Source organism: Paenibacillus sp. J5C2022 (assembly GCF_025567625.1).
In the GTDB taxonomy this organism is placed as follows: Bacteria; Bacillota; Bacilli; order Paenibacillales; family Paenibacillaceae; genus Pristimantibacillus.
In genome coordinates, this window is the sequence record NZ_JAOQJC010000001.1 from 242,071 (window position 1) to 255,541 (window position 13,471).

The window sequence follows — 13,471 nt, forward strand, 5'->3', positions numbered from 1 at the left end:
GATGAGGGGAAGGTAACAGGAGATGAAAAAGACAGTAGCTATATTAGTCGCCATCTTGATGCTGACAAGCATATTGGCAGGTTGCGGTGAAGGGGATAAAGGCAACAATGCAGGCGAGCCTGCTGGTACGGCTGAAGATGCAACGAAACAATCTGAATCTACGCCGGCAGATAACGCAGGTGAAGGTGAAAAGGAAGAAGAAGGCGTATGGCCTAGGAAGATCATCGACAATACGGGCAAGGAGGTTGTTCTTTCGGAAAAACCAGAGCGCGTTGCAGTATTGCATCCTCTATATTTGGATTATTTCTTCGCACTGGAGTCGCCTGCATACGCTTCGACCTTCGCTGCGAAAGCGCTGGAGGAGTATGAAACGCTGGAGCCATATGCCGATACGGCCGAGGTCGTCGATCTGGGCAGAGTGGAGGCCTCCAATCTCGAAGTGCTGCTTGAGGCCGATCCCGATGTGATCGTCACGTTCATGGGCGCTACAGATAACTTCAATGAAGAACTAAGCAAGATCGCACCCGTCGTTGTCTTCGATTATACGAAGCCATGGGATGAGACGACGCGGCTGGTCGCCCAGATTGTCGGACAAGAGCAGCTGGCAGAACAATTAATAGAGGAAACGCATGAGATGATTACGAAAGCGAAGGAGAAGCTGGCCAGCCTGCAAGACAAAACATTCACACTTCTCCGCGTCGGCAACAAAGGTCAGTTTATTGCGCAAGGCAAGAAAAATACGATGTACTACAATTCGGATACCGGATTCGGACTAAAGGCGCCTGAGGAGTATCCCGAGAGCAACGATCCGTTATCGCTGGAAGGGCTGCATGAACTGGATTCTGACTACCTTATCATTCAGCATGATAAGAAAATAGCCGCTGAGGCTGTGAAAACCAATGCAACGTTAGACGTTTGGAATAACCTGAAGGCCGTTAAAAACGATAGCGTACTGATATTCGACAACTCACTGAACTCGGCGAGCATCGTGGCTGTTCGTCTTGCTGCGAAGCATTTTATAGAGCTGGTTGAGAAGGAAGCGGCCAAATAGCTGATATTGCGTAAGGGAATGCTAACTGTAAAGAGGGATCAGGACAGCTGGGACAAGCGGGGATGCGGCCCCCATTTGCTCCGCTGTCCTTTTTTTGCTGACTTCCCGATTAGTGTGGATTAGATTCTTTACAGGTGCGCGCACAGGAATTGAACGAAAGCGAGATAGCCATTAAAGCCACTAGTATTAACGCGGTCGCGTAAAGCCACCGAGGCGGAGCCTCCGAATCCCAAATGAGCGAGTGACGATCAGGTGTCTGAATCCCATCAGCTTGTTCACCAAGCAGTCCGAAAGACCAAGGTGCGGGATCGCATGCGCTTGCCGAAGGAGCAAGAGAAGTAGAGGAAAGAAGGAGCGCACAAGCCAGCATGCAAGCGAAGACACGCATATAAAAGAACATAAATGACACCACTTTCCATTCTTTGCTATCTATGACGCTCAAGAGTCGGAAAACGTTGCACCATGGATGAAGGCGGCGCGGAAAGAAGGAATTCCGGCATCCGATGAATAGACTGTTCCGCAGATTGGGACAATGGTAAAGTTGGCCGATAGGATAAAGATGAAGATTGTGTGAAATGTATTCTCAGTTAAGAATAAATATAAATTTTGTCTTGACACTTTATATCCTATCGTAAATAATAATGATTATAAAGTTTGTCCAAGACATCGTTCAGATTCACCTTGTACAAGCTTGTCAATCCAATCCACTGATAAAGGAGATATACACACATGTCACTAATCGGAACTGAAGTACAACCGTTCAAAGCACAGGCTTTCCACAAAGGTCAATTCGTCGAGGTTACCGAGCAAAGCTTCAAAGGTCAATGGAGCGTAGTATGCTTCTATCCTGCTGACTTCACATTCGTATGCCCGACTGAGCTGGAAGATCTGCAAAACCAATATGCTACATTGAAGCAGCTTGGCTGCGAGGTGTACTCCGTATCGACTGACACTCACTTCACGCACAAAGCATGGCATGAGACTTCGCCTGCTATCGGCAAAGTGGAATACATTATGATCGGCGATCCTTCCCATACAGTATCCCGCAACTTCGACGTTCTGATCGAAGAAGCAGGACTTGCTGACCGCGGTACATTCATCGTTGACCCTGACGGCGTGATCCAAACGGTGGAAATTACGGCTGGCGGCATCGGCCGCGACGCAAGCGCGCTGGTGAACAAGCTGAAAGCCGCTCAATATGTTCGCAACAATCCAGGCGAAGTATGTCCTGCGAAATGGCAAGAAGGCGGCGAAACGCTTAAGCCTAGCCTTGACCTTGTAGGTAAAATCTAAGGAGCTGTTCCTTATGAAACTAGATCAGGAAATTAAAGCGCAGCTGTGGCAATATCTTCAACTGCTGGAAGGCGATATTGTGCTGAAAGTCAACGCTGGCGAAGGCGCTGCAACAGAGGAAATGCTGGCTCTTGTCGATGAATTGGCCAGCATGTCTCCACGCATCTCTCTCGAGCAGGCAGTGCTGGACAGAGCGCCTAGCTTTAGCGTCAATCGTGTAGGGGAGGATACCGGCATTACGTTCGCCGGTACCCCTCTCGGGCACGAATTTACCTCCCTGGTGCTTGCGCTGCTCCAAGTGAGCGGACGCGCGCCGAAGGTGGAGCAGAGCGTCATCGATCAGATCAAGGGCATTCGCGGCGAATATCGCTTCGAGTCTTATATCAGCCTGAGCTGTCATAACTGTCCTGACGTCGTGCAAGCGCTGAATCTGATGAGCGTGCTCAATCCGGGCATTACCCATACGATGATTGACGGCGCCGTGTTCAAGGAAGAGGTGGAAAGCAAGGACATTATGTCCGTGCCAACCGTCTTCCTGAATGGGGAAATGTTCGGCGGCGGCCGGATGACGATTGAAGACATTCTCGCCAAGATGGGAACCGGACCGGACGCAGCGGAGCTGGAGGGTAAGGAGCCGTTCGATGTACTGGTCGTCGGCGGCGGTCCTGCGGGTGCTAGCGCAGCCATCTATGCGGCGCGCAAAGGCATCCGCACAGGTATTGTAGCCGAACGCTTCGGCGGTCAGGTGAACGATACACTGGGTATCGAGAACTTCATTAGCGTAAAGTATATTGAAGGGCCTCAACTTGTAGCCAGTGTCGAGCAGCAAGTGAAGGACTACAATATTGATGTCATGAAGACACAGCGCGCAAAGCGTCTCGAGAAGAAAGAGCTGATCGAGCTTGAACTGGAGAACGGCGCCGTCTTGAAGAGCAAATCAATGATCATCTCGACTGGCGCACGCTGGCGCAATCTGGGCGTGCCGGGCGAAGCGGAGTTCAAGAACAAAGGGGTAGCGTACTGCCCGCATTGTGACGGTCCGCTCTTCACGGGCAAGGACGTGGCGGTCATCGGCGGAGGCAACTCCGGCATCGAAGCAGCTATCGATCTTGCGGGTATCGTCAATCATGTCACGGTATTGGAGTTCGCGGCTGAGCTGAAGGCGGACGCCGTGCTGCAAGACCGATTGCACAGTCTGCCGAACGTTACTGTCGTTACGAACGCGCAGACGAAGTTAATTACAGGCGAGGATAAAGTGAACGGCATCGCCTATATGGATCGTGAGACGGAAGAGACCAGGCATATCGAATTGCAAGGGGTCTTCGTTCAGATCGGTCTGGTGCCGAACACGGACTGGCTGGGCGATACGGTAGAGCGCACGCGCATGGGGGAGATCGTGGTGAACAGCCACGGCGCAACAAGCTTGCCGGGCGTATTCGCTGCAGGCGACTGCACGAACAGCCCGTATAAGCAGATCATCATCTCCATGGGATCGGGTGCGACGGCCGCGCTGGGCGCCTTCGATTATCTTATTCGCAATTAATAAGAATGCTGGCATTGGGACATCCCGATGCCAGCTTTTTTTTCGATGATCATGAAGATTCATTATTAATTCGGACAGTTATCATTGCATTCCGGAGGACAATCCGTCAGTTGCCCTGAGTTGAACATCTCCAGCGTCATGGCAAGTGCGGCAGCGATTACAGGCTGATCAGGTACAGCGCTGCCGGACAAGAAGGCATCTGCAGCCGCAATGGCATCCACTGCCGCTTGACAAGTGGCGCCATTCAGAACATTAAGCTTAGCTGCCAGGAGTTGAGCATACAATTGATTGTATTGCGTCACTCCTTGCGTCATCCTTACATACAGCCGGTTCATACGCGGAGAGTTCCAACCAAAAAGGAGCTCTCCGATTCTTTTTGGAATGATTAAGAGTCTTGGTATCCGTACGGCAATATCGTATGATAGGAGGAAGAGATGAATCGTATGGGAAGGTGGACGATAAGCGATGACCAAAGTGTTAGTCATTGGCGGAACCCGATTTTTCGGCAAGAGACTGGTGCAGCAATGGATCGCCGAGCAAGCCGATATAACAATTGTAACGAGGGGGAATACGACAGATCCATTCGGAGATGCAGTTAAGCGACTGAAGGTGGATCGGCAACACTCCGAGACGTTGGCTGCAGCAATCGGAGCGGAGCGATATGACCTCGTATACGATAATATATGCTATCTTCCGCAGCAAGCCGAGCAAGCGGCAGAGGTGTTCAATGAGCGTACAGGCAAATATATCGTCACATCTTCGATGGCCGTCTACGCATTCGGCAATCGGAGCTGGCGCGAGCAGGACTTCGATCCTTTCACGCATCCGCTGAAGAGGAACGGGGGGCAAGGAGAACCGGGCTATGCGGAAGGCAAGCGGCTTGTCGAAGCGGTTATGTTTCGGAAGGCTGCTTTCCCGGTAGCTGCAGTACGGTTTCCTATCGTTATGGGACTTGACGATTATACAGATCGGTTGAACTTTCATATTCGACATGTACAGAGCGGCAATCCCATCGGAATGCCTAATCCGCAAGCCAGGATGAGCTATATCCATGCCGATGAAGCGGCGGACTTCCTCTATTGGCTGGGAAAATCGGAGCTTGCCGGTCCCGTTAACGCCTGTGCGAGCGGACATATTTCCAATGAAGAGTTAATTGAACTGATATCGGAGGCAACCGGCAAGTCAGGGAAGCTCGTGCAAGAGACAGATGAAGCGCATCAATCTCCGTATGGCGTTCCGGCTGATTGGGGGCTGGATACGAGCAAAGCTTCTGCTGCTGGCTACACGTTCACGCAGCTGCATGAATGGCTGCCCGCTCTTGTGAGGGAGATGGCGGCGCAGGAGAGTGTAGAGGCAGGGGAGACAGCGGAAATGTGATAGATGTATATCGAAATACGGTTATACTTATAGAAGCAACATGAAGTAGGAGAGACAGATGTGATGAACCAGACTATTCCTTATCGCGTGGAGGAAGTGACCGAGCTCTGCTTGCTGGCAGGAAAAATCATGCTGCAGAGCGGCGGCGAGACGTATCGCGTCGAAGATACCATGATGCGCATTGCCGCGGCATTCGGCATTCCTGAATCGCAGAGCTTCGTCATGCCGACGGGCATTATATTCGGTATCCAGGGCGCTTATCCCGCCACCAGACTCGTTCGCATTACGGACCGAACGACCGATCTGCAGAAGGTAACGCAAGTGAACGATCTGTCGCGGCAGATTGCGAACGGAACGATTAATCTGGACGAAGCTCTGGAAGCATTGAAGGGGATTGAAGCAGCGAGGAATGCATTTCCCGCCTGGCTGCAAATTGCGGCTGCTGCGATTGCCAGCGGCTGCTTTATGATTATGCTGCAAGGGATATGGGCGGATTTTATACCGGTCGCTATCGCTGGCGGCATCGGGCTTGCATTGCTGATCTGGCTTCATCTCATTATACCCATTCGGTTTTTCGCGGAATTTCTGGCTTCAATGGCGATAGGGATCGTCTCGGTGCTCATGGTGAAAGCAGGGTTCGGTCATCATCTTGATCTGATGATTATCGGCTCCGTTATGCCGCTTGTGCCGGGACTGCTGCTTACGAATGCCGTTCGCGATCTGATGGCGGGACATCTGCTGTCGGGCCTGTCGAAGGGAGCCGATGCGTTCCTGACGGCATCCGCGATCGGAGCAGGCATTGCGGTCGTACTGTCCGTATTTCAGCTATAGGATGAGGAAGCTGTTCATGCAATGGAGGGACAATAGATGATTGAACAGATGATAACAAGCTTCGTTGCTTCTACGGCGTTCGGCATTATATTCAACGTTCCCAAGCGGGCGCTGCTGCTGTGCGGACTCGTCGGCTTGCTGGGCTGGATGCTATACTACCTGCTGGCGCTGCAGGAGTTGAATGCGATTGTTGCGACGTTGATCGCTGCGGTGGGCGTGGCGATGTTCAGCCATGTGCTCGCCAGGTGGAAACGCATGCCGATTACTGTCTTCGGCGTATCGGGCATTATTCCTCTCGTCCCCGGCGGACTCGCTTACGATGCGATGAGGCATCTGGTGGAGAGCGAGTATACGACAGCTGTGCAGCAAGGGGTCAAAGCGCTCATGGTGTCGGGCTCAATCGCCATGGGGCTTGTACTCTCCGAGGTGCTTCATCAGTTGATTCGGAAGACTTGGGTGAATAGGGAAATGAAAAAAACATAACGCAAATTGGCAGCAAGAAGGCAGCGGCAACTTTCCGTTGCCTGCTTATTAGCGTTGTGCGTAAATGGTCGAAATTAACTCGCATCGACCTTTTGCTTGACCTAAGGTCTGCCCTTGAGATTATCATCGACTCATTGTTCGAGAAGAGTGAATCGTCATGCGAAAACAAGGAGTATCGGTAATGTAGTTCTTATTGGTGACCGAGTCGGCAATATCGGCATATCTCTATATAATCACTTGATTATATAATTAAATTATTATATAGTAACGGAATACAGCTGACAAAGGGGAGAATGAGCATGGAACAACTTCACACGGTTGCGGAGCAATTAAAGTTGCTTGGAGACAAGACAAGACTGACCATGATGGTGATGTTGAAGGAACGCGCCTTGTGCGTGTGCGATATCGCAGACTTGCTGGAGACTTCACAGCCTAACGCGAGCCAGCATCTGCGCAAGCTGAGAGCTGCGCTACTTGTGAATGAAGACAGGAGAGGACAATGGATTTATTACTCGCTTAACGTGGAAGATAAACCCTACATCCAGGCGATATTGGACGGACTTCCATCGTTGAAGGAAAAAGTCGATTTGATTCAAAAGGATTGCAATTAATGTGGGGGACAACATGGCTATTATCGCAACGATACTCTTTCTGGTTACTTTAACTTTTGTCATATGGCAGCCGAGGGGACTTGGCATTGGATGGTCTGCAAGTGCAGGGGCGCTGCTGGCGCTACTGTTCGGCGTAGTGAACTTCGGCGATGTGGCGACTGTTGCCGGCATCGTTTGGAACGCGACGCTTGCATTTGTAGCGATCATTATGATTTCGCTCATACTGGATGCCATTGGCTTTTTTGAATGGTCTGCGCTGCATATGGCACGATTAGCGCGCGGGCGCGGGTTGCTCATGTTTGTATTCATTATTTTGCTTGGCGCTGCGGTCGCGGCGCTGTTCGCTAACGATGGGGCAGCTTTAATTATGACGCCCATAGTGCTAGCGATGGTACGCGCGTTAAAATTCGAGAACAAGATGATTCTGCCCTTCGTTATGGCGTGCGGCTTCATTGCCGATACGGCTTCATTGCCGCTTGTCGTCAGCAATCTGGTCAATATTGTATCCGCGGATTTCTTCGACATCGGCTTTGCTGAGTACGCTAGCCGTATGATTGTACCGAACTTATTCTCCATTATAGCGAGTCTGACTGTATTATATCTGTTCTTCAGGAAGGGCATTCCTGCAAGCTACGACTATGCACATCTGAAGCAGCCGAGGGAAGCTATCAAAGATATGCGTTTATTCAAGCTGGCTTGGGTTATTTTGGCCGCCCTGTTGCTGGCTTACTTCGTCAGCGGCTGGCTCGCCATTCCCGTATCGCTGATTGCAGGCGCAGCTGCCATCGTATTCCTGCTTGCCTCGAGAAATAGCGCCGCGATACAGACATGGAAGCTGGTGAAGGAGGCCCCTTGGGCCGTCGTCATTTTCTCCATCGGCATGTATGTTGTCGTATACGGGCTTCGCAATGCTGGACTGACGGATACGCTGGGGCGGTACATCCAATCGGTCGCGGACCAAGGATTGCTTGCCGCTACGATCGGGATGGGCTTTATCGCAGCGATCTTGTCATCGATCATGAATAACATGCCCACGGTCATGATAGATGCGCTGGCTATTCAAAGCACGCAGACGGAAGGTGTAATCCGGGAAGCGTTAATTTATGCCAATGTCATCGGATCCGACTTGGGACCGAAGATTACGCCGATCGGATCGCTTGCTACATTGCTTTGGCTGCATGTGCTGTCTGCGAAGAAGGTGAAGATTAGCTGGGGTTATTATTTTAAAGTTGGCCTCTTGCTGACCGTTCCTACTCTGTTCATTACGCTGATCGGTCTCTATCTGTGGCTGCTTGTCCTCCATGCATTATAAATGAGTTAATTTACGGTATATAAAGGAGAATCCATCATGTTGAATACGAAACCGCTCGTCTATTTCTTGTGCACCGGAAATTCATGCAGGAGCCAGATGGCAGACGGGTTCCTGAAAGAGCTGGGAGGGGAGAAATATGAAGTGAAGAGCGCCGGATTGGAGGCGCATGGCTTGAATCCGCGGGCGGTTCAAGTGATGAAGGAGGCGGGAGTCGATATTAGCGGAAACACCTCCGATGTCATTGATCCGGAATTGTTGAACAGAGCCGATTATGTGATTACATTATGCGGGCATGCCGATGAGCATTGTCCGGTCGTTACGAATACTCGCACCGCGAAGTGGCATTGGGGATTCGATGATCCAGCCAAGGCGACTGGCACGGAGGATGAGATTTTGCACCAATTCCGCACCGTTCGCGATGCGATTAAGAGCCGCATGGAGCGGTTTGTCGAGGATGGAGAATAGTCTCTCCATCTTTTTTTTATTGGTGGAGAACGTTGTCTTGTACGGCGTCATTAAAAAGTGATCGTAGCGTCAGTGTACTCGGCTTTTCATTACTCTTCGTTTGGGTTACGATAAATGAGATAGATAATGCTCAATAGGGATGGCTCCCATGCCATCGCGAGTGGAGGGGACAATTGTGGACAGATTTGCATGCTTATATATTGTACGTGGCGAGCCCTATCGAGCGGGCACCTGCGTCAATTTAAGTGCAAATGAAACGCTGGTCGGACGAGTATCGCAGCAGTTAGTGCCTGATTTGTCCTTTACGAACGCATTCATATCCCGACAGCATTTCGTGATCCGGAAGGAGCGGGAGCAGGCGGTGCTGTACGACATGGGCAGTCGTCACGGTACGGAAATTAACGGCGTACGTGTGACGCCGCATACGCCGTATGTTCTGAACGATTTCGACATCATTAAGCTTGCCAAGGGAATGACCGTGCTCCACTTCACATATTTGTATGCCGATCAGACGCTGGAGATTGAACCACTCAGCATTACCCGGCAGTTGGATATTCCTAAGCTGCCATTAACGATCAATTGGGAGCGGCGGGAATGTATCGTGGAAGGCAAGCGAATTATGATGTCCGAGAAAGAATATCTGCTGCTGCGCTTGCTGCATGAACAAGCGAACAGACTCGTCTTGCTCGATGATATCAAATCCACCGTATGGCCGGAGCGTTCGCCCGGAGCAGGTGGCGTACCCGATGTGACGCTTGATGAATTGAATGCGCTCATCTACCGCGTTCGCAAAAAATTCGGCAAGGATACGTTCCCGATCAGCGCCGTACGAGGCAGTGGCTACTTGCTTGAATTGGAGCTGAAATCGTCATAGTGAAGAAAGCGAGGATGACTGCATGAAGGTTATACAAATAGAGTATTCAGGTCCATTGCACGGCACTGTACGAATACCGGGTGCGAAGAATAGCTCCTTGGCTCTGCTCGCCGCCGCTTGTCTGGCTGACGACATCGTGACGCTGGAAGGTATCCCCGACATCGAAGACGTTCGCACGGTATCGGCGATCTGTGGAGATATTGGAATGGAGTTGAAGCGTGAGGGGGATGCGGTCGTCCTGGACCCGCGATGGATACATAGCGCCGAGATCGATTCGCGCAAAGCGTCGAGCTACAGAGCGTCTTATTACTTTGCCGGCGCGCTGCTGCCCAAGTTCGGCAGAGTGACGATCGGCTTCCCGGGGGGAGACGACTTCGTATCCAGACCGATCGACCAGCATATGAAAGTCTTGCGTGCGCTTGGCGCCCGAATTGAAATGCATAGAGATCATTATATTGTAGAAGCCGCGAGGCTGGAGGGCGCGAACATATATTTCGACATGGTCACTTGCGGCGCGACAATTAATGCGATGCTGGCTGCCGTGCGGGCGAATGGCCGAACGCAACTGTATAACGCCGCTGTTGACCCGGAGGTCGTCGACACAGCGGCATTCCTGAATCAATTAGGCGCGAAAATATATGGAGCAGGCACATCTACTATTCGAATCGAAGGCGTTCCGTATCTGAATGGAGGAAGACATACGGTCATCCCTGACCGGCTTATAGCGGGATCGTTCCTCATGGCCGCAGGACTGCATGGGGGACAAGTGACCGTCAAGGATGTTATCCCTGAGCATCTTGGCTCCTGTAATGCCAAGCTGGAGGAAGTGGGGCTGCATGTGGCATGCGGAGAGAACGACATAACCGCTTACGGTACGGGCTCGCTCAAAGCGACTCGCATTCGCACAGGCATGTATCCCGGATTCGCGACCGACCTGCAGCAGCCGATGACCGCGTTGCTGCTGCAAGCTCCTGGCAAGAGCATCGTGACGGACCGCGTCTTCCCGAAGCGCTATGCGCACGTCCCGCAGCTGAGACGTCTCGGCGCCGAGATTGAGCTTCGGCGAGAGAGCGCATTCGTACGCGGAGGACTGCCGCTGCGGGGCGGTTGGGTGCATGCGACGGATGTAAGAGCGGGGATCAGTCTTATTATGGCTGGACTGGCGGCAGAGGGCATCACCTATGTGACGGGCGTCGAGCACATCGAGCGCGGTTACGAGGATGTCATTGGCAGCTATCGGTCCATTGGAGCCAAGCTATCTATATGCGAGCTGGATGCGATGGACGTTCAAGGTCGAATTTCTCGTTAGCCGCATGAATTGATTCGCATAGATTCACATAGATTCACATAGTCAGACACCCATTAACAGACTGATTGCATCCATGTTGGGTGTGAATTGAATGTGATGGTCTGTCTGATGAACAACCTCCGGGCGCCTCCGGGCGTCCTTTCTTCGTGTTCGGGACTGTAGCCGCTCCGAGCTCCGAGTACTTTGCATTCTGCACTTCATGCACCGCGCTCTATGCTTCGTATTGCACTATTCATCCAACACTCCCCATCGGCATTTTGTCATTTCGCGCCCCCCTGGCTCTTCCTTCGCACTATGTATTCTGCGCTCCGAGCTCCGTATCCGAACTTCGCATCCGCACTTCGCATCACACGCACCATGCTCTTCTTTCTGTTTACAGGCTAACGGGCGTCAAAGCGCCTAACTAGCAAAAATCAGGCGAAATGCCGAGCTAACGGATCTTACAGCGCTTATTTCGGTTCTTTTCACTATTTTGGAACGGATACAGTGAAATAAGCTTATTGAGATCCGTTACAGTTTCAATAATGGTCAGGAACAGCAAATAAGGCCGATTAGATCCGTTAGCGAAGGATTGGTACAACGCCACATTGGATAATCAGCACGTGGAATGCCCTTTTCAATCCTCGTCATCTTGCGTTAAGATAAAACGATAGAATAATTTCCCAGATTGACTTGATTCACGCTGCACGCTTGAAAGACTGTGGATGCTTGATAAATACAAGTTTGGAGAGGGGCAATAACGATTTGAAATGGAGGCTGCTCATAAGTATAGGATTGGCTGTCGTCATAATGGCGGCGATCTGGACCTATCACAATCGCGATGAAGCGGTATATCAACGAATTGTCCAGCAAGACGGCTATACGTTAGGGTTGGTAAAGGAAGGAGTTGAAACGGAATTCTTCCTGAAGCCGGAATGGATTCCGGAGAAATCCGAAGGCGAGAACAAATTGCATCTCGTTGTCGATGAGAAGTTTGATACGGAAATCGTATTAGAACGAGTGTTAAGGCGAGGGAATAATATCTCGATTGAACTAAATACAATACCCGATCCTGATCGGAACTCCGGGCAGTTCCTCTCAATCTACCAAATTGTCCCAGAATCTTTTATCAGTACTAGAAGTAGAGAGAAATGGGTGGTTACCGACCATGAGGGAAACGATCTGCTCAAGGGAAGATTTAGTGCTGGCAGCGGACCAGGGAACTACGTCTCCGTTACCGTTAAAAATGTCGAAATCGAAAAACTGAGACAAGGGGGTCATATACGTTACTCCGGCTATTATTTGTACGGTTATCGCAGTGAAACGGGGGAGTTGGCGCCTTATGTCTTTCCTGGATTCCTTATCATTCTGCTCATCGTTGTCTTGACTGTGATATACCATAAGCATAAGGAACCGGAAAAGGGATTAGCGTGGAAGCTTGTCGGTTACCTGCTTTTAGGCGGGTTTACATTCTCGCTGAATGGCATTCATCTGCCGCTAGGCTTCGTGGCCTATCTGTTATTCTTCCGAGATGCGAAGTCGAATAGCGACATGAAGCTTAAGGCTGCGATGCTCGGTCTTCTCTTGTATGCGGTGCAGCTAATCCCGCAAACGGCAGTAGGAGCACTGGATTTCACCCCTAAGAACATGGTTATACGTGACGTGTCGCTCGAACAACTGGGGCATCACGAGCTGATGAAGATGTTGGCGGCACGTGTGCCGATTAGCGACCAGGCGAATATGGAGAGCTTCGAGACGGATGTAACGCATGACGGAGAAGTGAAGTCGCTCATGTTCCAACTCGTAGATCGGGATGAACGGGGACGTTATATTCTATACCATGCGGAGTACAACGCTGTTCAGGAATCGATCGCGCTCAGCCGGAGTTCATCCGATACTTGGGTGCAGTATCCGAGGCAAATAAGAGCTGACGACTTCTTCCATACGCTGGAGCGGTTGCAGTTAATGAAGCTAACGCCTGCAACCGACGATTATAAGCTTGTTAAGATTGCGATGCCGGAAGGAGAGCCGTGGAATTATGCGATAAAGGATACGCCTACCTTCGGAGTGGACGATGAAGGCATATACGAGATTAAAACGGATCAGTTTCCGGTACAGGGAATGTTCATGTATGCATGTGTCATTACGAAGACGTCGGCAACAACCTCTCAGTGTATGGATAAAGTGAATTATCTGTTTAACATCATGGGAGGTACGCTGCGGTCAATGAAATGACTAACCGAAGCTTATATGATGAGAAAAATCGTCTTTTTACGAGGACGATTTTTTTCATGGTTCTATGGGGACTAACAATGTTGACGTCAATCGTGCATGAAGGTTACA

Annotated in this window: 13 protein-coding genes; 12 read left to right on the forward strand and 1 reads right to left on the reverse strand. The window is 50.9% G+C overall.

The window, feature by feature from the left end:
- The first annotated feature begins 22 nt into the window (after positions 1 to 22).
- From M6D81_RS01155 to ahpF, 3 genes are all read left to right on the forward strand, one after another.
- Positions 23 to 1,051 (forward strand): ABC transporter substrate-binding protein, encoded by a 1,029-nt coding sequence (locus M6D81_RS01155; protein ID WP_262674942.1) that lies wholly within the window; start codon positions 23 to 25, stop codon positions 1,049 to 1,051.
- Positions 1,052 to 1,780: 729 nt separating this feature from the next.
- Positions 1,781 to 2,344 (forward strand): alkyl hydroperoxide reductase subunit C, encoded by a 564-nt coding sequence (gene ahpC / locus M6D81_RS01160; RefSeq protein ID WP_262674943.1) that lies wholly within the window; start codon positions 1,781 to 1,783, stop codon positions 2,342 to 2,344.
- A gap of 13 nt (positions 2,345 to 2,357) precedes the next feature.
- A complete protein-coding gene (gene ahpF, locus M6D81_RS01165; RefSeq protein ID WP_262674944.1) occupies positions 2,358 to 3,887 on the forward strand; it encodes an alkyl hydroperoxide reductase subunit F in 1,530 nt (509 codons plus the stop codon).
- A gap of 65 nt (positions 3,888 to 3,952) precedes the next feature.
- Here ahpF and M6D81_RS01170 read toward each other — a convergent pair whose 3' ends face one another.
- Positions 3,953 to 4,222 (reverse strand): hypothetical protein, encoded by a 270-nt coding sequence (locus tag M6D81_RS01170; RefSeq protein ID WP_262674945.1) that lies wholly within the window; start codon positions 4,220 to 4,222, stop codon positions 3,953 to 3,955.
- A gap of 130 nt (positions 4,223 to 4,352) precedes the next feature.
- Here M6D81_RS01170 and M6D81_RS01175 point away from each other — a divergent pair, with 130 nt between their 5' ends.
- The 9 genes from M6D81_RS01175 (at position 4,353) to M6D81_RS01215 (ending at position 13,363) form a co-directional block, all read left to right on the forward strand.
- Complete coding sequence (locus M6D81_RS01175; protein ID WP_262674946.1) at positions 4,353 to 5,264, forward strand: NAD-dependent epimerase/dehydratase family protein; 912 nt, start codon at positions 4,353 to 4,355, stop codon at positions 5,262 to 5,264.
- 63 nt (positions 5,265 to 5,327) lie between these two features.
- Positions 5,328 to 6,095 (forward strand): threonine/serine exporter family protein, encoded by a 768-nt coding sequence (locus tag M6D81_RS01180; RefSeq protein ID WP_262675086.1) that lies wholly within the window; start codon positions 5,328 to 5,330, stop codon positions 6,093 to 6,095.
- A gap of 36 nt (positions 6,096 to 6,131) precedes the next feature.
- The gene (locus M6D81_RS01185) at positions 6,132 to 6,578 is read left to right on the forward strand and encodes a threonine/serine exporter family protein (RefSeq protein ID WP_262674947.1); all 447 of its coding nucleotides are present in this window, start codon (positions 6,132 to 6,134) and stop codon (positions 6,576 to 6,578) included.
- A gap of 299 nt (positions 6,579 to 6,877) precedes the next feature.
- Positions 6,878 to 7,189 (forward strand): ArsR/SmtB family transcription factor, encoded by a 312-nt coding sequence (locus M6D81_RS01190; RefSeq protein WP_262674948.1) that lies wholly within the window; start codon positions 6,878 to 6,880, stop codon positions 7,187 to 7,189.
- A 13-nt stretch (positions 7,190 to 7,202) separates the two neighbouring features.
- Positions 7,203 to 8,501 carry an arsenic transporter gene (locus M6D81_RS01195; RefSeq protein ID WP_262674949.1) on the forward strand — a complete coding sequence of 433 codons (1,299 nt, stop codon included), beginning with the start codon at positions 7,203 to 7,205 and terminating at the stop codon, positions 8,499 to 8,501.
- Between the two features lie 36 nt (positions 8,502 to 8,537).
- Positions 8,538 to 8,966, forward strand: coding sequence for an arsenate reductase (thioredoxin) (arsC, locus tag M6D81_RS01200; RefSeq protein ID WP_262674950.1), 429 nt, complete (start codon positions 8,538 to 8,540; stop codon positions 8,964 to 8,966).
- A gap of 175 nt (positions 8,967 to 9,141) precedes the next feature.
- Positions 9,142 to 9,840, forward strand: coding sequence for an FHA domain-containing protein (locus tag M6D81_RS01205; RefSeq protein WP_262674951.1), 699 nt, complete (start codon positions 9,142 to 9,144; stop codon positions 9,838 to 9,840).
- A 22-nt stretch (positions 9,841 to 9,862) separates the two neighbouring features.
- The gene (gene murA / locus M6D81_RS01210; protein WP_262674952.1) at positions 9,863 to 11,149 is read left to right on the forward strand and encodes a UDP-N-acetylglucosamine 1-carboxyvinyltransferase; all 1,287 of its coding nucleotides are present in this window, start codon (positions 9,863 to 9,865) and stop codon (positions 11,147 to 11,149) included.
- Between the two features lie 744 nt (positions 11,150 to 11,893).
- Positions 11,894 to 13,363, forward strand: coding sequence for a hypothetical protein (locus M6D81_RS01215; RefSeq protein ID WP_262674953.1), 1,470 nt, complete (start codon positions 11,894 to 11,896; stop codon positions 13,361 to 13,363).
- The last annotated feature ends 108 nt before the right edge of the window (positions 13,364 to 13,471 follow it).

Bases quoted from the DNA above. Each gene is read 5' to 3' on its own strand.
- M6D81_RS01155 (WP_262674942.1), top strand. From the start codon at position 23: ATGAAAAAGACAGTAGCTATATTAGTCGCCATCTTGATGCTGACAAGC.
- ahpC (WP_262674943.1), top strand. From the start codon at position 1,781: ATGTCACTAATCGGAACTGAAGTACAACCGTTCAAAGCACAGGCTTTC.
- ahpF (WP_262674944.1), top strand. From the start codon at position 2,358: ATGAAACTAGATCAGGAAATTAAAGCGCAGCTGTGGCAATATCTTCAA.
- M6D81_RS01170 (WP_262674945.1), bottom strand. From the start codon at position 4,222: ATGAACCGGCTGTATGTAAGGATGACGCAAGGAGTGACGCAATACAAT.
- M6D81_RS01175 (WP_262674946.1), top strand. From the start codon at position 4,353: ATGACCAAAGTGTTAGTCATTGGCGGAACCCGATTTTTCGGCAAGAGA.
- M6D81_RS01180 (WP_262675086.1), top strand. From the start codon at position 5,328: ATGAACCAGACTATTCCTTATCGCGTGGAGGAAGTGACCGAGCTCTGC.
- M6D81_RS01185 (WP_262674947.1), top strand. From the start codon at position 6,132: ATGATTGAACAGATGATAACAAGCTTCGTTGCTTCTACGGCGTTCGGC.
- M6D81_RS01190 (WP_262674948.1), top strand. From the start codon at position 6,878: ATGGAACAACTTCACACGGTTGCGGAGCAATTAAAGTTGCTTGGAGAC.
- M6D81_RS01195 (WP_262674949.1), top strand. From the start codon at position 7,203: ATGGCTATTATCGCAACGATACTCTTTCTGGTTACTTTAACTTTTGTC.
- arsC (WP_262674950.1), top strand. From the start codon at position 8,538: ATGTTGAATACGAAACCGCTCGTCTATTTCTTGTGCACCGGAAATTCA.
- murA (WP_262674952.1), top strand. From the start codon at position 9,863: ATGAAGGTTATACAAATAGAGTATTCAGGTCCATTGCACGGCACTGTA.